The following is a 17,484-nucleotide window of genomic DNA, read 5'->3' as shown; positions in this document are numbered from 1 at the left end:
TAATATATCTCCCAATATAGCAACCTCTTTAAAACTGTTTAACTGCATTACCAATACCCCAAATTTCATTACTGTACTGCAAAATTGTTCGATCGCTCGCAAAATGACCAGACTGTGCAATATTTAAAATCGACATTTCTAGCCACTTCGTTCGGTTCTCATAAGCTCTACCGACAGCCTCTTGTCTTTCAGCATATGGACCAAAATCTCGCAGAACGAAATATTCATCGTTTTGAATCACGAGAGAATCGTAAATCGCTTCAAATTCAGCTCCCGATTGTGCAAAGAAACCATTTGTTAATTGATCAACTACTTTTTTAATGTGTCTATTGTGGTGATAATAATCACTTGCACGATAGCCACCATTTTGATAGTAATGAAGAACCTCTTCGGCCGTTAAACCGAAAATAAAACAGTTATCATCACCGACCCGGTCTTTTATTTCAACGTTAGCACCGTCTAGCGTTCCGAGTGTAATCGCACCATTCATCATAAATTTCATATTACCTGTTCCCGATGCTTCTTTACTCGCCGTTGAAATTTGTTCACTTACATCCGCCGCTGGGAATATATCTTCCGCTAAAGAAACTCGATAGTTTTCTAGAAAGATAACTTTCATATATTGACTGACATACGGGTCATTATTTACTTTTCTTGCGAGTTCATTTATTAATTTAATAATTTTTTTCGCGTAATAATAGCCAGGTGATGCTTTCGCTCCAAAAATAAAAGTACGCGGATAAAATGTAAAACTAGCATCCTCTTTCAAACGGTTATATAAATATAAAATATGAAGAACATTTAATAATTGTCGTTTATAAGCATGTAATCTTTTCACTTGCACATCAAAAATAGAATTTGGATCAATGGTAATCCCCATTGTATTATGAATACGCTCTGCTAAAATCTCTTTACGCTCTTGTTTTACCTCTGCAAATTTCTCTTGGAAACTCGCATCATATTGAACTAATTGTAGCTCTTGAAGCTTAATCGGTTCTTTCTTCCACTCCGTTCCAATCGCCTCTGAAATGAGATTTGTTAACTGTGGATTTGCTTTCATAAGCCAGCGCCTATGAGCAATTCCATTCGTCTTATTATTAAACTTATCTGGATAAAATTCATAAAACAATCGCATTTCCCGCTGCTTTAATATTTCCGTATGAATTTTTGCTACACCGTTTACGCTATGGCTACCGACAATCGCTAAATGAGCCATTTTCACAAGGTCATGTGCAATAATCGCCATTGCTTCAATACGATCCCACTCATACGGATACTGTTCCCACAGTTCATGACAGAAACGTTCATTAATCTCTTCAATAATCATATAAATTCTCGGTAATAACGGTTTAAAAATGTGAATTGGCCACTTTTCGAGCGCTTCTGATAACGTCGTATGATTCGTATAAGAAATCGTCTGCGTCGTTATGTGCCAAGCTTCTTCCCATGCTAACTTTTCTTCGTCTAGTAAAATACGCATCAGTTCCGGAATTGCTAAAACCGGATGTGTATCGTTAATGTGGATCGCAATTTTTTCATGTAGTTGACGAAGGTCACCATATCTTTCTCTATGCATTCGAACGATATTTTGCAAACTTGCTGATACGAGGAAATACTGTTGTTTTAAACGAAGTATTTTTCCCTCATCATGCGTATCATCTGGATATAAAAACTCCGATACAGCCTCTGTTTCACGCTTATATTTCAAAATATCTTTGCAGTTTTGCGGGAAAGGAACTGGTTCAGCATTCCAAAGTCTAAGTGTATTTACAGTACTCGTCTCATAGCCAACTACCGGCACATCATATGGCACGGCCATAATGACTTCTGCATTTGTATGCCTAAACTCTAAACGCCCGTCAATTTCTAGCGGTTCAACACTGCCGAAATAACTTACTTCTACAGCTTGATCATACCTTCTTACTTCCCATACGTTTTCATGAAGAAGCCACTGTTCTGGAAATTCAACTTGATAACCATCAACAATTTTCTGATCAAACAAACCATGTTTATAACGAATTCCACAGCCGTGTCCTGGTAAGTTTAAAGATGCGAGTGAATCGAGAAAACAGGCTGCTAAGCGTCCAAGCCCACCATTACCAAGGCCTGCATCTGCTTCCACTTCTTCTAACTCTTGTAACGAAATCCCTAGTTCAGATAACCCCTGCTCGCATACATCTCGAATACCTAAATTCAAGATGTTACTTCCAAGCAAACGTCCAAGCAAAAACTCAATAGACAAGTAATACATTTGCTTTTGCTCTCCGGATCGATAACTCTCGTTCGTTGCAATCCATTGACTATTCATATACTCACGTACCATATGGCCGAGTGTATTATATTGATCACGAGTTGTAGAATCTTTAAAACTTTTACCATACATCGTCTCTAACTTTTCTAGAAAAGTTGATTTAAAACTTTCAACATGAGTAAACATTTTTTCACCACCTACATGTTATTCCATGAGACTTTTATACAATTCCTTATAAGCAAGAGCCGATTGCTCCCAGCTATAATCTTCAGTCATCGCTTGTTTTACAAGCTGCTCCCACACTGGTTTATCATGATAGAATTCAATTGCACGATGAATCGTATGCAGCATGTCATGTGCATTAAAATTCGTGAAACTGAAACCATTTCCTTCGCCTGTTTCTTCATCATAAGAATGTACCGTGTCGTTTAACCCACCTGTTTCTCTTACAATTGGAATTGTACCGTATGCTAATGCGATAAGTTGTCCAAGTCCACACGGTTCAAACAGCGATGGCATTAAAAACAAATCGCTTCCCGCATACACTTGGTGAGCTAATTCTTCATTAAATCCGATATAAACTTTTACCTTCTCCGGATACTCATATGCCATCCACTCAAAGAATTGCTCATATTCCGAATCACCTGAACCTAAAATAATACATTGTACATCTTCTTCCATTATTTCGCGGAATACAGTACGTACTAAATCAAGACCTTTTTGTTTCGTTAATCTCGTTACCATTGAAATAATTGGTGTATCCTCTTTTTCTGGCAAACCAAAATAACGCTGCAAGGCGCGTTTATTTTCACTCTTTTCATATAATGACTCTGCATCATACTGAGCCTTAATATACGAATCCGTTTCTGGATTATATACGCTCGTATCAATACCATTTACAATGCCGCTAAGCTTATCATTATATTTTCGCAGTAATCCATCTAACTTCTCACCGAAAAATTCATATTGAATTTCTTCTTTATACGTCGGGCTCACCGCTGTAATTTGATCCGAAGCGATAATACCGCCTTTCATAAAGTTTACGTTTCCATAAAACTCTAGCTGCTCACTATGAAAATATTCATCACCAAGCTCTAACAAGTCGTACATCACTTCAGGAGGAAATACACCTTGGAACTGCAAGTTATGAATCGTATATACCGTTTTAATACGCTCATATAACGGGTTATCTTGATACTTTTCACGAAGTAAGAAATTAACCATAGCCGTATGCCAATCATGGCTATGAAGAACATCCACTTCAAAATCAAGGTGCGGAATACACTCTAACACTGCTTTTGAGAAATAAGAAAAACGCTCTCCGTCATCGTAATGCCCATACAGAGAATCTCTCTTAAAATAATATTCATTATCTATTAAGTAATACGTAATTCCGTCTTGCTCACCTTTTAAAATTCCACAATATTGATTTCTCCACCCAAGAGGGACGTTAATTACTTTATGTAACGTACATCCATCTCTTAACTTTTGCGGAATGAGACTATAATTCGGAAGTATAATACGAACGTCCACTCCTAATTTTTTTAGCTCTTTTGGGAGCGCACCCGCTACATCAGCTAATCCTCCCGATTTCACAAACGGTACACATTCTGATACTGCAAATAAAATATTCACTTGTTGTCCCACTGCGCGAAAAGTTTTTATTACTCCTCTTGCAGCTTCCTCCCTTCGAGTTTTCATTTAAATTAAAACTTTAATCAGTGGAGGAAAAAGCCCCCACTGATTCTTTAGGAATAACTATTAATCGTACTGTTTTGTACGCTTCCTTTTTCTATAACATACGGCTCATCGGCGCTTCCTTTTAATACGACCCCGTCGCCAATTTTCACGTCTTTATCAATAATAACACCGTCTATTATACAGTTATCTCCAATTTGGCTCTTTTGCATAATAATACTGTTACGAATAATTGAACCTTTTCCAATTTTAACCGAACGGGAAACAACACTGTTTTCGACTTCCCCTTCAATAATACTGCCATTTGCAATCATTGTATTTTTCACGACTGCACCCTTTAAATAACGAGTTGGTGGCTCATCTTTTACTTTCGTAAAGATCGGTGCTTCTTTCTTAAATAATTGCTTCCAAATAGCAGGTTGCAAAATTTCTAAGCTATGTTTATAGTAACTTTCAATCGAGTCAATAATTGCTACATATCCAGTATGTTCATATGTAGCAATGTGTAATGATTTCCCGCGCTTTTCTCTCACTACATCAAATAAACTGTATTGTTCCACACCTTTATATGACTCAAATAAGTCTAACAATAATTGTTTCTTTAACACGTATGTTTGAAGCGAAACCCCTTCATGGCAAACTTCTGTAATATCAGCTGCCGTATGTATATGTCGCTCTAACACCGCTTGAAAATTTAATGCTGTTACGAGATGGCTATTCGTAATAACAACGTACTCTTCTCTGCTTCTTAGAAAATAATCAATATGTCTTCTAAAGTGTGCAAAAGACCCAAATTCATCTTGGTCACATTGGCAGTTTGGCGGGAATAAAAATAGTCCGTCTCGTTTTCTATCTAAATCCCACTGTTTTCCTGAACCAACATGGTCCATTAACGAACGATTTTTATGGCTTGTAAAAACTGCCACACTATGAATACTAGAATTCACCATATTTGAAAGCATGAAATCAATGAGTCGATAACGGCCCCCAAACGGTAACGCCGCTAGTGAACGATGCCCTGTTACTTTCTTTAAGGAAGGAAAACTTCCCGTTGCATTAATAATTCCTAACATTTTTTCTCCCATTCATTTCATCCCCCTTTTCTATTTCCCTTCAGCAATTAATACTACATCGTCAACATTCTTTTCTGGACGAATGATTGTTCCATCTTCGATAACCATTTCTGATCCAACAATCGCTCTTTCAATCACAACATTTTTACCAATCTTAGCCCCTGGCATAACGACAGAATCAATCACCATACTTCCTTCTTCCACCGTCACTCCTTGGAATAACACAGAATGCTTCACGTCCCCTTCAATGACGCATCCTTCGTTAATAAGCGATTCTTCTACTTTCGCCTTTTCAGCAATATATTGAGGCGGTTCGTTTGGATTGACAGAGTAAATACGCCAATTACGATCGTTTAAATTCAGTGATGTTTCATCGCGAAGCAAATCCATATTCGCTTCCCATAAGCTCTTCACCGTTCCAACATCTTTCCAATATCCTTCAAACGGATACGCCATTAACTTCTTCCCTTCATCCAATAAAAGCGGAAGTACGTCTTTTCCGAAATCGTTACTAGATTCAGGGTTTCTTGCATCCATCTCTAAATACTCTTTCAAAATTGACCAATTAAAAATATAGATTCCCATTGATGCAAGATTACTTCTTGGAAATTGTGGTTTCTCTTCAAACTCAACAATCTCCATTTCTTCATTTGTATTCATAATGCCAAAGCGACTCGCTTCATCCCAAGGTACTTCAATAACAGAAATGGATACGTCCGATTCTTTCTCAATATGGTAATCTAGCATCTTACTGTAATCCATTTTATAAATATGGTCGCCTGATAAAATAAGAACATACTCTGGTTCATATTGACTTAAATAGTTTAAGTTTTGATAAATGGCACTTGCCGTACCTGTGTACCACTTCACACCTGAAGACTCCGCATAAGGAGGTAATACTGTGACTCCACCGCTTACTCGGTCTAAATCCCATGCATTGCCGATTCCGATATAATTATGAAGTTCTAGTGGTTGATATTGCGTTAAAATCCCAACCGTTTCAATACCAGAATTCGCGCAGTTACTTAGCGTAAAATCAATAATGCGATATTTACCACCAAATGGAACAGCTGGCTTGGCTAAATTTTTTGTTAATGCACTTAATCGACTACCTTTTCCCCCTGCTAGTAACATTGCTACGCACTTTTGTTTTTGAGCCATCTTGTTTTTTGCTCCCCTTTCTCGTCTTCACTGGTCGTAATATGGATACGCCAAATGGTGGAATTGTAATCTCTACATGTGCTGCTTGATTATGGTACGGTTCTAGAATCGTCTTAAGACGTTTCTTATTCACTTGCCCCGAACCGCCATATTGCTGTGCATCACTGTTTAAAATCTCGTTATAATACTCGAAATCTGGTACACCTACTTTATAGTTTTCATATGTAGCTTTCGTAAAATTACATACGATAACTAACGCATCCTCTTGTTTATCCCCTTGGCGGATAAACGAGAAAATACTTTGCTCGTTATTATTAGCATCAATCCACTGAAAACCTTCAGGCGAATGATCAAGCTGCCAAAGTGGTTTTGAGCGCTTATACAATGCTATGAGCTCTTTAAAGTAATCATGCATATAACGATGCATTTCAAAATCATGTAAATTCCAATCTAAATCTTCAAGGTCTTTCCACTCATCAAACTGTCCGAATTCCCCTCCCATGAAAAGTAATTTCTTTCCTGGGTGAGTAAAGAAATATCCATATAATAAACGAAGCTGAGCAAACTTATCCCAGTAATCACCTGGCATTTTATTTAATAACGACTTTTTCCCATGAACGACTTCATCATGAGAAAGCGGTAATATGAAGTTTTCAGAGTACGCATATAGCAAAGAAAACGTCATTTTCTCATGAATGTGTTTCCTATATTCAGGCGCACACTCCATATATTTCAGCACGTCATTCATCCAGCCCATGTTCCATTTGTAATTGAATCCAAGCCCACCTTCATACGTTGGAGTTGTTACAAGTGGCCAAGCAGTTGAATCTTCTGCCGTCATAAGAAAATCTTCATCCTCTGCAAACACTGCTTCATTTAACTCTCTTAAAAATGAAACAGCATGCTCATTACTTTGCTCTTGTCCTTCTTTATTCCAGTACAACATGTTCGCAACTGCATCAACTCTGAAACCATCAATATGGAAATATCTCATCCAAAATAACGCATTTGAAATTAAGAAATTACGTACCTCTCTCTTTCCTAAATCAAAATTGACAGTTCCCCATACTGGATTTTCTTGTACATCTTTATCTTTATATTCATAGGTCGGTGTGCCATCAAACAAATATAAACCGTGAGCATCTTTACAAAAATGCCCCGGCACCCAATCTAAAATGACACCGATTCCATATTTATGACATTCGTCGACAAAATACATTAAATCATGCGGCGTACCAAATCTACTCGTCGCTGCATAATATCCCGTTCCTTGGTATCCCCAAGAACGATCATATGGATGCTCAACAAGCGGCATAATTTCAATATGTGTAAATTGATGTTCCACCACATATGGAATGAGTTCTTCTACCATTTCCCTGTAAGAATACAGTGTTCCATCTTCTTTCTTTTTCCAAGAACCAAAATGCAATTCATAAACTGTCATCGCTTCTTTATAAATCGATTTTTTCTTTTTCTTACGAGTCCAGTTTTTATCATTCCATTCATATCCCTTTATATCAAAAACTACAGATGCCGTATTCGGCCTTACTTCTGCATATACAGCATACGGATCTGCCTTTAAAATGACGTCACCAGCCAACGTTTCAATCGCATATTTATATATTTCTCCTTCTTCAATATGCGGTATAAACAAGGACCAAATGCCTTCTTCTGTCACTTGTAGCATTTTATGTTGCTCATAATCCCACTCATTAAAATCTCCAACAACACTCATTGCTTTCGCATGAGGAGCCCACACTGTAAATCGTACTCCTTGAATCTCATCTTCCGTCACAACATGTGCGCCAAAGATATTATAACTTTCATAGTACTTTTCTGTATGAAACTCATCTCGTTTCACTTCTTCACAATTTATTACACTCAATATGCTCACCTCACTTAGATGACAGAATTTTTTATACTTTAACTATTTCTGCGAAAAACTGCAATATCCTTGTTAATTTATAAAAAACATTCGTTTTTTTCTTAAAAATGTTAGTTTTCCTTCACATTTCCGTGTAAAATATCGAATTTTGACGAATATTCATTGAAAACGCTTTATTATTCTTCTATATTTTTACCAATTATTTTTTCTCAACCTTTATTTTATTATGTTTATCCTATTTTTCATGCTATTTTTCACTTAAAATCAAAACAAAATAATCTGTCATAAAAAAATGTTTCTCAATATTTTTTGTCACAATTTTATTGAAATGCGAAATTTATAAGCATATACTTGTTCTCAATAAAGAACGTCGATCTTTCGTAACCACAATTCATAGCGGACTACTATGTTTACTCATTTATCCTTGTTGCGAACGGTTGCTATACAAATTTAACTAGGAGGCTTTCTTATGTCATTAAAACAAAAAGTAGGAATGGGAGTTATCACCGCTTCACTTGGCTTATCCCTTACATTCGGCGGTGTATTCGCCTATTTCAGTGATTCAGAAACATCAAGTAACTCATTTCAAGCTGGAACACTAGATCTTTCTATTAATCCAAGTGTAATCGTTAATGTGAAAGATTTAAAACCAGGTGATTTTATTGAAAGGAACTTCAAGCTTGAAAATAAAGGTACATTGGATATCGCAAAAGTAGCACTTGAAACATCATATGAAGTTACAGATGCAAAGCAAAATAATGACGGTGAAGATTTAGGTGATCACATTATCGTCAAGTTTCTAGTAAATGATGGACAGCCATCTAATCCAAACGATGATCATGAGATTTTGTGGGAAACAAAACTATCACAATTAAAAACTATGAAACCTGAAGATGTCGCTACGTCTCTAGAACGTCATAACTTAATAGATGGTATTAAATCTGGTGAAACAGATTACTTACACGTCCTCTTCTCATTTGAAGATAACAACCAAGATCAAAATAAATTTCAAGGTGATTCCCTGCAGCTAAACTGGACATTCCATGCTGAGCAAACACCAGGCGTGGAGAAATAATTTTTAAAATATAAATTATCGGAGGCTTATACATGAAAAAGAAAAATCATTTTGTTACCGGAATTGTAACGGCTGGCTTTCTGTTTTCAACTGCCCTTCCGTTCAATGTACTTGCTGAAAATCCTATTAACCAAATTGACTCTTCAAACGCCCAGTCTTTACTATCAAAACTTTCTAAAGAACAGCGTCAGGCATTACAAACGTTAGATGCCAATCCTGGCTTTACGATTTCGCCAGATATTAATACAAGTAGTTCTGAACCAGTAAATATCATTGTAGAATTTCAAACTGCGCCAGTAAAAATTAATGAATTAAAACAAAAAGAAAAAGGATTACAGTCTGCTCCTGAAAATATAAAAGCACGTATTGATCAAGAACATGAAGAATTCGAAAAAGGACTAAAACGTCTTTATCAATTCAGCCCATCAGTAAAATCTGGAAACTTCCAGTCTGTACAAATTAAACGTTCTTATAAGCATGCGATAAATGGTGTTGCGCTGACGTTACCGGCAAATACAGTGGAAGAATTGTTACGAATTGGCGTTGTAAAACGCATTTGGAAAGATTACGAAGTGAAATTAAATTTACCAAAACAAGCAGAGCAAAAAGCACCTCAAAAACTAACCGATAGTATTCCACAAATTGGGGTCGATAAGTTACATAGTGAAGGCATTACCGGAAAAGGAATTAAAGTTGGTGTATTAGATACGGGTATTGATTACAATCACCCTGACTTAAAAGACGTATATAAAGGCTATCGCGCAAAACCTGGTGAGGACTCTAGCAAAGTAGACCCAAACTCAGTAAAGGGTTGGGACTTTATTAATAACGATGCAGATCCAATGGAAACTACTTATTCAGAATGGCAACAATCTGGTGCTCCTGAATTTGATAGCCGTGGTTCTTCCTTCTACACCGCCCACGGTACTCACGTAGCAGGTATCGTTTCTGCTCAAAAGAAAAATACATCAGATTCCGCAGTAAAAGGCGTTGCACCTGGCATTGAACTGTATAACTATCGTGTACTCGGTCCATACGGAAGCGGAGATAGTTCTGGTATTATTGCTGCAATCGATAAATCTATTTCTGACGGTATGAATGTTATTAACTTATCATTAGGTGACGATAGCAACAATCCACTCGATCCAACATCTATCGCTGTCAATAACGCGATGCTTTCCGGTGTTGTTACAGTCGTTGCTGCTGGTAACTCTGGACCGAATCCATCCACACTCGGATCACCAGGTGCTTCTCCATTTGCAATTACGGTTGGAGCAAGTGATAGCTCTATTTCCTTACCGAAACTATCAGGCCATGCTGGACAATTACAATTTCCTAACTTAATTTTATTCGGCAAAAATTTCACTGATAAAATAGAGGATTTCAAAGGACAATCTCTATCTATTGAATCTGTAGGAATTGGTACGTCTGACGAGTTTAGTAAAAAAGATGTAAAAGGAAAAATCGCTCTCGTTGCACGTGGTACACTGTCATTTGATGAAAAAATTGCTAACGCAAAACAAGCTGGCGCAAAGGCCGTTATTATTTATAACAATGTGGACGGAGAAATTCCTTTCTACGTTGGCGAAAGCACAAAATACATTCCAGCATTCCGCCTAACGAAAGAAGACGGTGAAAAACTAAAAGCTCAAATCGAACAAGGTAATACATCCTTTACTTTTGACGAACTTAGTTATATTCAAACAGAAGGCGATCATCTTGCAGACTTTAGCTCACGCGGTCCTGTTACATCAAATGATGATATTAAACCAGATATTACAGCGCCTGGTGTTGCTGTACTTTCAACAGTACCTGAATATATTAATGACCCACAAGAGGGCGAAAACTATGACGTTTCCTATGAGCGTATGCAAGGAACATCTATGGCTTCTCCTCATATCGCGGGCGTTGCTGCTCTTATTTTACAAGAACACCCAGAATACTCTCCATTCGATGTAAAGGCGTCTCTTATGAACACAGCTGATGATTTAAAAGAAAAGTATTCCGTATATGAAGTTGGAGCTGGACGAGTAGATGCATACAACTCCGTTCATACGGAAACAAGTTTTAAAGTGCTAGATACAACAAAAACAGTTGTAAATGATGAAGTAATTGAAGTACCAGAAGAAACCGGATCCATTGCATTCGGGAAGTTCTATCAAAAAGACGGTGAAGCTCTTGAACAAAAACGAAATATAAAAGTGGAAAACCATAATAAACAAGAAAAAAAAGAATTTAAAACAGAAATTTCTTATACACCAGCTTCTCCTTCTATTAACGACGCTACCGCAAATGGTGTAAAAGTTTCTACCCGAGAAACAATTACTGTTGATGCTGGAAAATCAGATGAGGTTGAAGCAAAAATTAATATTCCAGCTGGCGTGAAGCAAGGCCGATATGAAGGATATATTCATATTACAAATACGAAAAATAAAGAAGAAACGTATCAAATACCATTCTCTATTCGTGTATCAGAGCCTGGTATTGAAAATGCTTTTTTATCAAGAAAAGCCATTTCAACTGATACATCTAAATTCAATCCATATCGTGAATCGTATTTACACGGAGCATTCCAATTAAATAGCGACCTTGAGACGTTAGACCTTATCGTGAAGGATTCAAAAACAAATAAAGCGCTTGGCTTCATTGGAACATTAAACACAAGCGGACTAAAAACGGATGTGTATTACTACTTAGATTCATTCTTTAACGGCAGAGTATATCCTTTCACAAATGATCCTGCAAAACCAATTGGTGATGAGAAAATCGACTTACCAGAAGGCGATTACACAATTGAATTTGTTGGTTATGATAAGGCTGGGAAAGCACGTGTGAAAGGTGATTATGTCGTAATTGATAATACACCGCCAGAAGTAAAATTAACTGGATTAAAACCTGGTATTTATGAATTAAATGAAGAAAACTATACAGTAGAAGACGGTAAAAAGGCATTATGGATTAAAGGAAATGTGTATGATTCGAATGTTGACTACTTAAAAGGAAAAGGATTAAACATTACGCAAGAAGCAAACGGAGTGATGTATTATGACTATTCTCCATACTTGCATAAGTTTTTACCTATTAATACAAACGGTGACTTTAAAGTTGGCATTACTCCTGAATCCTTTAAAGTGGAAGGTCCAATGAACACAGGGGTATATATTTTCGATTATGCAACTGCAGGAGCTGACTATCCAAGCGGTGTAAATAACTATTGGTTTATCCCGCAAGGAGCTCAATATGCGAAAGCTAGCTATAATAAAAAAGAAGTATATAAAGGTGATGAATTCACTGTAACGCTAAACGCCAAACATGTGAAACAGTTTGTTGCTGGGGAATTTAACGTAAAATTCCTAGAAAAGAACTTCAAATTTGCAAATGCGAAATTGAATCCTGCTTTTGAAAAACTCCTTTCTGAAAAAGGGGTAACAGCAAAAGTAAATGAACCGAAGCTAGAAGCAGGCTCTGTTACAGTTGGCGGTGCTATCGATGACAAAAACTTCGCTGGATTAGATGGTGATTTCCCGTTCATTGATGTAACGTTCAAAGTAGAAAACGATGAGTTTTATGAAGCAAATGCTCAATTAGAGTTACCAGTGTTTGTATACTGGAAACCAGGAGAAACAGAGCCAAATAGAATTCGTGTCCTTCAAGATCAATCATTCTCAGTAATGTCCTTAAACTCATTAGTAGAAGGAAATATTAAGCCTGGTGCATTCTTAAATGAACGTGGATATTTAGATGAAAAGTTCGATTATACAAAGCTTGGCGTAAAAGTATATGCGACTGATTCTTATCGTCATAAGTTTGAAGGCTCACTAGATAAATACGGATACTTCAAACTAAATGGACTTCCAGTTAATAAACGCGACTATAACTTATATGTAGAGGTGCCAGGACATTTAACAAGCCGCCTAACAACGAAACTTGGTACTGAAAAAGACGGTAAGCTGCTTGGCCAATATTATTATGCAAGACCTGACGAAAACCTTGCCGGCGATGTAAATGCTGATAAAGTAATCGATATTAGAGATGCTGAAATTATCGCTAGCAACTATGGCAAAAAAGGACTAACTGTAAAAGACGGAGACCTTAATAAAGATGGGATTGTCGATGAAAAAGATATTCGCTTCGTCGAAAAGAACTTCTTGAAAAAAGGTCCAGATGCATCTAAATCACAAACACCTGTAGAAAAATCCAAAAGCGGTACACTGGCAGATATTTTAAAGAAATTAGGATTAACGCCTAAAAAATAATAAAGTGAAACTTTAATCAATTGAGGTTTTACTGCCCGGCAAATAGCGGAATAATAAAGAGCACTCTACGTAAAATAGAGTGCTCTTTTTCTATAAACGACCCTTATCCAGCAAAAGGGGTATATTGGGGATATACAAGGGAAACCGGAAAAGGAATTTATATTAAATTATATGAATTCAGAGGTAGGAAGCAGTGTCCCGCCCCTGAATGATTTAGCAATTATTATAGTACTGGTGCCATTGTTTCTTTTAATACTTTTACAGAATGAGCGAACTTCGCTTTTTCTTCTTCATTTAACTCAAGCTCTACGATTTCACGTACACCTTCGCGGTTAATTACAGCTGGAACACCTACGTAAGCATCTTTCTCACCGTATTGGCCTTCAAGGTATGCAGATACAGTTAATACGCTGTTCTCGTTGTTTAAGATTGCTTTAGTTACACGAAGTAGTGACATACCGATTCCGTAGTAAGTTGCACCTTTACGCTCGATGATATGGTAAGCTGCATCACGTACATTTTCGAAGATTTTATCTAAGTCTTCTTGTTTGTACTGTTCGTTGTTAGCTAAGATTGTTTCTAGTTTTTGTACACCGATAGTAGCGTGGCTCCATACTGGAAGTTCAGTGTCACCGTGTTCACCAACGATGTAAGCATGAACGTTACGTGGATCTACATCTAAGTAGTCACCTAACATGTAACGGAAACGAGCAGAGTCTAAAGTAGTACCAGAACCGATTACGCGCTCTTTCGGTAAACCAGATTCTTTCCAAGTTACGTAAGTTAAAATATCAACTGGGTTAGTTGCGATTAAGAAGATTCCATCGAATCCACTATCCATAATGCCGCGAACGATTTGTTTAAAGATCTTTGTATTTTTCTCAACTAAGTCTAAACGAGTTTCACCTGGCTTTTGTGGTAACCCAGCAGTGATAACAACTAAATCTGCATCTTTACAATCTGCATAGCTACCGCTCCAAACTTTTGTTGGTGATGGAGAGAATGGTACCGCATGGCTTAAGTCCATTGCTTCCCCTTCTGCTTTTGCTTCATTAACATCTACTAATACGAATTCTTCAGCTACACCTTGGTTGATCATTGAGTAAGCGTAACTACAACCTACAGCTCCTGTTCCTACTAATACTACACGATTGATACCTTTTTTCATGGTAATTTCCCCTCTCTATTGTTCACATATATTTTTTTATGATTGTTTAAGTAATTAATTAAAATACTAATTTAATGTTGTTTAACTTCTTTACATTCATATTGTAGCACGTATTATTGTGAATTACTTCACAAATTATGACCTATTTGTGAACTTTTTCACATAGAGTGTAAAGTTATTGGAATAGGTGTGGAATCCATTTCAATGGAGGCGTTTTCTTTAGATTGTGAAAGGGTTTTTCTTGTGGTTTTCATCGGTAAGTGAAATTATATCGGCGATTTTTAGAATATATCGACCGTAACTCCAAATATATCAGCGATTATTAAAATTTATCGATCGTAACTCAAATTATATCAGCGATTTTTGCAATATATCGACTTACCGACAAAACTCGACAATAATGACAACATAAAAAAGCTGTCTCCAGTAGGTCACCCTATTGAGAGGCAGCTTCTTCTATATATTATTTATTTTCCACAGTAGCTCCCGGATGTATTTTCATCGTTTTCTCCAAGTGTAGGAGGCTACAGCCATACAGCTGGGGTAAAAGTTCAAGTTGAAGTTGCAACAGCGAATACTTCATATTTCTTCTATTGCATAAAAAAGCAGACTATTCAAAGTCCACTTTTACACAACAAAAAAGAGATAGCAGATTATGCTATCTCTTTTAGTATGACCCGTACGGGATTCGAACCCGTGTTACCGCCGTGAAAGGGCGGTGTCTTAACCACTTGACCAACGGGCCAGTTCTGGCAGAGAAGAAGGGATTCGAACCCTCGCACCGCGTTCGCGATCTACTCCCTTAGCAGGGGAGCCCCTTGAGCCACTTGGGTACTTCTCTATAAATATGGCTCCGCAGGTAGGACTCGAACCTACGACCGATCGGTTAACAGCCGATAGCTCTACCACTGAGCTACTGCGGAACAATTATGGTGGGCCTAAATGGACTCGAACCATCGACCTCACGCTTATCAGGCGTGCGCTCTAACCAGCTGAGCTATAGGCCCATAATTGAAAAGCGGGTGAAGAGAATCGAACTCTCGACCAGAGCTTGGAAGGCTCTTGTTTTACCACTAAACTACACCCGCATTAAATTGTAAATGGTGAGCCATGAAGGACTCGAACCTTCGACCCTCTGATTAAAAGTCAGATGCTCTACCAACTGAGCTAATGGCTCATTTTGAAAGTGGTGCCGACTAGAGGACTTGAACCCCCAACCTACTGATTACAAGTCAGTTGCTCTACCAATTGAGCTAAGTCGGCTTGCGACTTCAAAATGGTGGCTCGGGACGGAATCGAACCGCCGACACGAGGATTTTCAGTCCTCTGCTCTACCGACTGAGCTACCGAGCCTTTATGTAAAAATGGCGGTCCCGACCGGGGTCGAACCGGCGATCTCCTGCGTGACAGGCAGGCATGTTAACCACTACACCACGGGACCATTTGGTTGCGGGGACAGGATTTGAACCTGCGACCTTCGGGTTATGAGCCCGACGAGCTACCGTGCTGCTCCACCCCGCGATGATAAAATATTTACTTTAGAAAAAATGGAGGAGGTAGAGGGATTCGAACCCCCGCGCGACTCTCGCCGCCTGTCGGTTTTCAAGACCGATCCCTTCAGCCGAACTTGGGTATACCTCCGAGATATATACGTCTAATGGTGGACCTTGTAGGACTCGAACCTACGACCGGACGGTTATGAGCCGTCTGCTCTAACCAGCTGAGCTAAAGGTCCTTTATGGTAGCGGCGGAGGGGATCGAACCCCCGACCTCACGGGTATGAACCGTACGCTCTAGCCAGCTGAGCTACACCGCCATAAATGATATTAATATAAGTGGAGCCTAGCGGGATCGAACCGCTGACCTCCTGCGTGCAAGGCAGGCGCTCTCCCAGCTGAGCTAAGGCCCCATGTTTTTTAGGAATATCGGGAAGACAGGATTTGAACCTGCGACCCCCTGGTCCCAAACCAGGTGCTCTACCAAGCTGAGCCACTTCCCGTTAATAAAAGCGCGCCCGAGAGGAGTCGAACCCCTAACCTCTTGATCCGTAGTCAAACGCTCTATCCAATTGAGCTACGGGCGCATATGGTGCCGAGGGCGGGGGTCGAACCCGCACGGTGGTCACCCACCGCAGGATTTTAAGTCCTGTGCGTCTGCCTGTTCCGCCACCCCGGCATGTCATATTGAAAATTGGAGCGGAAGACGGGATTCGAACCCGCGACCCCAACCTTGGCAAGGTTGTATTCTACCACTGAACTACTTCCGCAAGACATGTATGAGTTATTTAATTAAAAGTGCGGGTGAAGGGAGTCGAACCCCCACGCCAAAGGCGCCAGATCCTAAGTCTGGTGCGTCTGCCAATTCCGCCACACCCGCATATTAATTTATTTAAGAAAAATGGGGCGACTGATGGGAATCGAACCCACGAATGCCGGAGCCACAATCCGGTGCGTTAACCACTTCGCCACAACCGCCATGATTTCTGGTGCCGACTAGAGGACTTGAACCCCCAACCTACTGATTACAAGTCAGTTGCTCTACCAATTGAGCTAAGTCGGCTAAATGGTGGAGGATGACGGGATCGAACCGCCGACCCCCTGCTTGTAAGGCAGGTGCTCTCCCAGCTGAGCTAATCCTCCATTTGCCTGGCAACGTCCTACTCTCACAGGGACAAGGTCCCAACTACCATCGGCGCTAGAGAGCTTAACTTCCGTGTTCGGTATGGGAACGGGTGTGACCTCTCTGCCATCATTACCAGACTGTATTCATTTAAGACAAGAATTATTGTAACTCATTTACTTTTGAAAGTCAACAAGTTTTTTATATTCTTTCAAAACTAGATAACATTGCTTCATATTATATGGTTAAGTCCTCGATCTATTAGTATTCGTCAGCTCCACATGTCACCATGCTTCCA

At 38.8% G+C, this 17,484-nt stretch carries 8 protein-coding genes, 22 tRNA genes and 1 rRNA gene; 2 read left to right on the top strand and 29 right to left on the bottom strand.

Translation table 11 applies throughout. The features are described from left to right. Nucleotides 1–28 precede the first annotated feature (28 nt). The 5 genes from glgP to glgB all read right to left on the bottom strand — a co-directional run bounded on the left by glgP (nucleotide 29) and on the right by glgB (nucleotide 8,068). Nucleotides 29–2,437 (bottom strand): glycogen phosphorylase, encoded by a 2,409-nt coding sequence (gene glgP, locus HMAS_RS00165; protein WP_000494108.1) that lies wholly within the window; start codon nucleotides 2,435–2,437, stop codon nucleotides 29–31. Nucleotides 2,438–2,455: 18 nt separating this feature from the next. Further along, nucleotides 2,456–3,886 carry a glycogen synthase GlgA gene (gene glgA / locus HMAS_RS00160; RefSeq protein ID WP_023901191.1) on the bottom strand — a complete coding sequence of 477 codons (1,431 nt, stop codon included), beginning with the start codon at nucleotides 3,884–3,886 and terminating at the stop codon, nucleotides 2,456–2,458. Nucleotides 3,887–3,999: 113 nt separating this feature from the next. After that, nucleotides 4,000–5,034, bottom strand: coding sequence for a glucose-1-phosphate adenylyltransferase subunit GlgD (gene glgD, locus HMAS_RS00155; RefSeq protein WP_116344658.1), 1,035 nt, complete (start codon nucleotides 5,032–5,034; stop codon nucleotides 4,000–4,002). Nucleotides 5,035–5,052: 18 nt separating this feature from the next. Beyond that, nucleotides 5,053–6,183 carry a glucose-1-phosphate adenylyltransferase gene (glgC, locus tag HMAS_RS00150; protein ID WP_000057619.1) on the bottom strand — a complete coding sequence of 377 codons (1,131 nt, stop codon included), beginning with the start codon at nucleotides 6,181–6,183 and terminating at the stop codon, nucleotides 5,053–5,055. Continuing rightward, a complete protein-coding gene (gene glgB, locus HMAS_RS00145) occupies nucleotides 6,131–8,068 on the bottom strand; it encodes a 1,4-alpha-glucan branching protein GlgB (protein WP_000111405.1) in 1,938 nt (645 codons plus the stop codon). Before glgB ends, glgC begins: the two co-directional genes overlap by 53 nt. Before the next feature lie 469 nt (nucleotides 8,069–8,537). On the opposite strand from glgB, the gene HMAS_RS00140 reads away from it, so the two are divergent. After that, nucleotides 8,538–9,143: a CalY family protein gene (locus HMAS_RS00140; RefSeq protein WP_000053930.1), complete on the top strand. Its 606-nt coding sequence runs from the start codon at nucleotides 8,538–8,540 to the stop codon at nucleotides 9,141–9,143. 32 nt (nucleotides 9,144–9,175) lie between these two features. After that, on the top strand, nucleotides 9,176–13,399 hold the full coding sequence (locus tag HMAS_RS00135) for a S8 family serine peptidase (protein WP_116344657.1): 4,224 nt from the start codon (nucleotides 9,176–9,178) through the stop codon (nucleotides 13,397–13,399). Between the two features lie 223 nt (nucleotides 13,400–13,622). Here HMAS_RS00135 and HMAS_RS00125 read toward each other — a convergent pair whose 3' ends face one another. The 24 genes from HMAS_RS00125 to rrf all read right to left on the bottom strand — a co-directional run bounded on the left by HMAS_RS00125 (nucleotide 13,623) and on the right by rrf (nucleotide 17,326). After that, a complete protein-coding gene (locus HMAS_RS00125) occupies nucleotides 13,623–14,567 on the bottom strand; it encodes an L-lactate dehydrogenase (protein ID WP_000715339.1) in 945 nt (314 codons plus the stop codon). Between the two features lie 673 nt (nucleotides 14,568–15,240). Continuing rightward, nucleotides 15,241–15,312, bottom strand: a tRNA-Glu gene (locus tag HMAS_RS00120). Nucleotides 15,313–15,317: 5 nt separating this feature from the next. Beyond that, nucleotides 15,318–15,408, bottom strand: a tRNA-Ser gene (locus HMAS_RS00115). A gap of 7 nt (nucleotides 15,409–15,415) precedes the next feature. Continuing rightward, a tRNA-Asn gene (locus tag HMAS_RS00110) sits at nucleotides 15,416–15,490 on the bottom strand. Between the two features lie 7 nt (nucleotides 15,491–15,497). Beyond that, nucleotides 15,498–15,574 (bottom strand) — tRNA-Ile (locus HMAS_RS00105). A gap of 10 nt (nucleotides 15,575–15,584) precedes the next feature. Then, nucleotides 15,585–15,655: transfer RNA gene (locus HMAS_RS00100), tRNA-Gly, on the bottom strand. A 13-nt stretch (nucleotides 15,656–15,668) separates the two neighbouring features. After that, nucleotides 15,669–15,744: transfer RNA gene (locus HMAS_RS00095), tRNA-Lys, on the bottom strand. Between the two features lie 10 nt (nucleotides 15,745–15,754). Next, nucleotides 15,755–15,830, bottom strand: a tRNA-Thr gene (locus tag HMAS_RS00090). A 14-nt stretch (nucleotides 15,831–15,844) separates the two neighbouring features. After that, nucleotides 15,845–15,920 (bottom strand) — tRNA-Phe (locus HMAS_RS00085). A 12-nt stretch (nucleotides 15,921–15,932) separates the two neighbouring features. Next, nucleotides 15,933–16,008 (bottom strand) — tRNA-Asp (locus tag HMAS_RS00080). Between the two features lie 3 nt (nucleotides 16,009–16,011). Beyond that, nucleotides 16,012–16,088: transfer RNA gene (locus HMAS_RS00075), tRNA-Met, on the bottom strand. 27 nt (nucleotides 16,089–16,115) lie between these two features. Then, nucleotides 16,116–16,208: transfer RNA gene (locus tag HMAS_RS00070), tRNA-Ser, on the bottom strand. A 17-nt stretch (nucleotides 16,209–16,225) separates the two neighbouring features. Next, nucleotides 16,226–16,302: transfer RNA gene (locus HMAS_RS00065), tRNA-Ile, on the bottom strand. Nucleotides 16,303–16,306: 4 nt separating this feature from the next. Continuing rightward, a tRNA-Met gene (locus HMAS_RS00060) sits at nucleotides 16,307–16,383 on the bottom strand. 20 nt (nucleotides 16,384–16,403) lie between these two features. Then, nucleotides 16,404–16,476, bottom strand: a tRNA-Ala gene (locus HMAS_RS00055). 16 nt (nucleotides 16,477–16,492) lie between these two features. Further along, nucleotides 16,493–16,566: transfer RNA gene (locus tag HMAS_RS00050), tRNA-Pro, on the bottom strand. A gap of 10 nt (nucleotides 16,567–16,576) precedes the next feature. Continuing rightward, nucleotides 16,577–16,650, bottom strand: a tRNA-Arg gene (locus HMAS_RS00045). Nucleotides 16,651–16,653: 3 nt separating this feature from the next. After that, nucleotides 16,654–16,742: transfer RNA gene (locus HMAS_RS00040), tRNA-Leu, on the bottom strand. Nucleotides 16,743–16,758: 16 nt separating this feature from the next. Continuing rightward, nucleotides 16,759–16,833, bottom strand: a tRNA-Gly gene (locus tag HMAS_RS00035). A gap of 29 nt (nucleotides 16,834–16,862) precedes the next feature. Beyond that, nucleotides 16,863–16,943, bottom strand: a tRNA-Leu gene (locus HMAS_RS00030). A gap of 22 nt (nucleotides 16,944–16,965) precedes the next feature. Then, a tRNA-His gene (locus HMAS_RS00025) sits at nucleotides 16,966–17,041 on the bottom strand. A gap of 9 nt (nucleotides 17,042–17,050) precedes the next feature. After that, nucleotides 17,051–17,126 (bottom strand) — tRNA-Thr (locus HMAS_RS00020). Nucleotides 17,127–17,130: 4 nt separating this feature from the next. Continuing rightward, nucleotides 17,131–17,206 (bottom strand) — tRNA-Val (locus HMAS_RS00015). Nucleotides 17,207–17,210: 4 nt separating this feature from the next. Continuing rightward, nucleotides 17,211–17,326: ribosomal RNA gene (gene rrf / locus HMAS_RS00010) — 5S ribosomal RNA — on the bottom strand. Between the last annotated feature and the right edge of the window lie 158 nt (nucleotides 17,327–17,484).

Source organism: Bacillus sp. HMA207 (genome assembly GCF_003402455.1).
In the GTDB taxonomy this organism is placed as follows: domain Bacteria; phylum Bacillota; class Bacilli; order Bacillales; family Bacillaceae_G; genus Bacillus_A; species Bacillus_A cereus.
The sequence above is the reverse complement of the archived record's forward strand: the minus strand, read 5'-3'. Positions and strand labels throughout refer to the sequence as shown.

Excerpts from the sequence above, each read along its gene's own strand:
- glgC (WP_000057619.1), bottom strand. The coding sequence starts at position 6,183 with ATGGCTCAAAAACAAAAGTGCGTAGCAATGTTACTAGCAGGGGGAAAA.
- HMAS_RS00135 (WP_116344657.1), top strand. The coding sequence starts at position 9,176 with ATGAAAAAGAAAAATCATTTTGTTACCGGAATTGTAACGGCTGGCTTT.
- HMAS_RS00140 (WP_000053930.1), top strand. The coding sequence starts at position 8,538 with ATGTCATTAAAACAAAAAGTAGGAATGGGAGTTATCACCGCTTCACTT.
- HMAS_RS00125 (WP_000715339.1), bottom strand. The coding sequence starts at position 14,567 with ATGAAAAAAGGTATCAATCGTGTAGTATTAGTAGGAACAGGAGCTGTA.
- glgP (WP_000494108.1), bottom strand. The coding sequence starts at position 2,437 with ATGTTTACTCATGTTGAAAGTTTTAAATCAACTTTTCTAGAAAAGTTA.
- glgD (WP_116344658.1), bottom strand. The coding sequence starts at position 5,034 with ATGGGAGAAAAAATGTTAGGAATTATTAATGCAACGGGAAGTTTTCCT.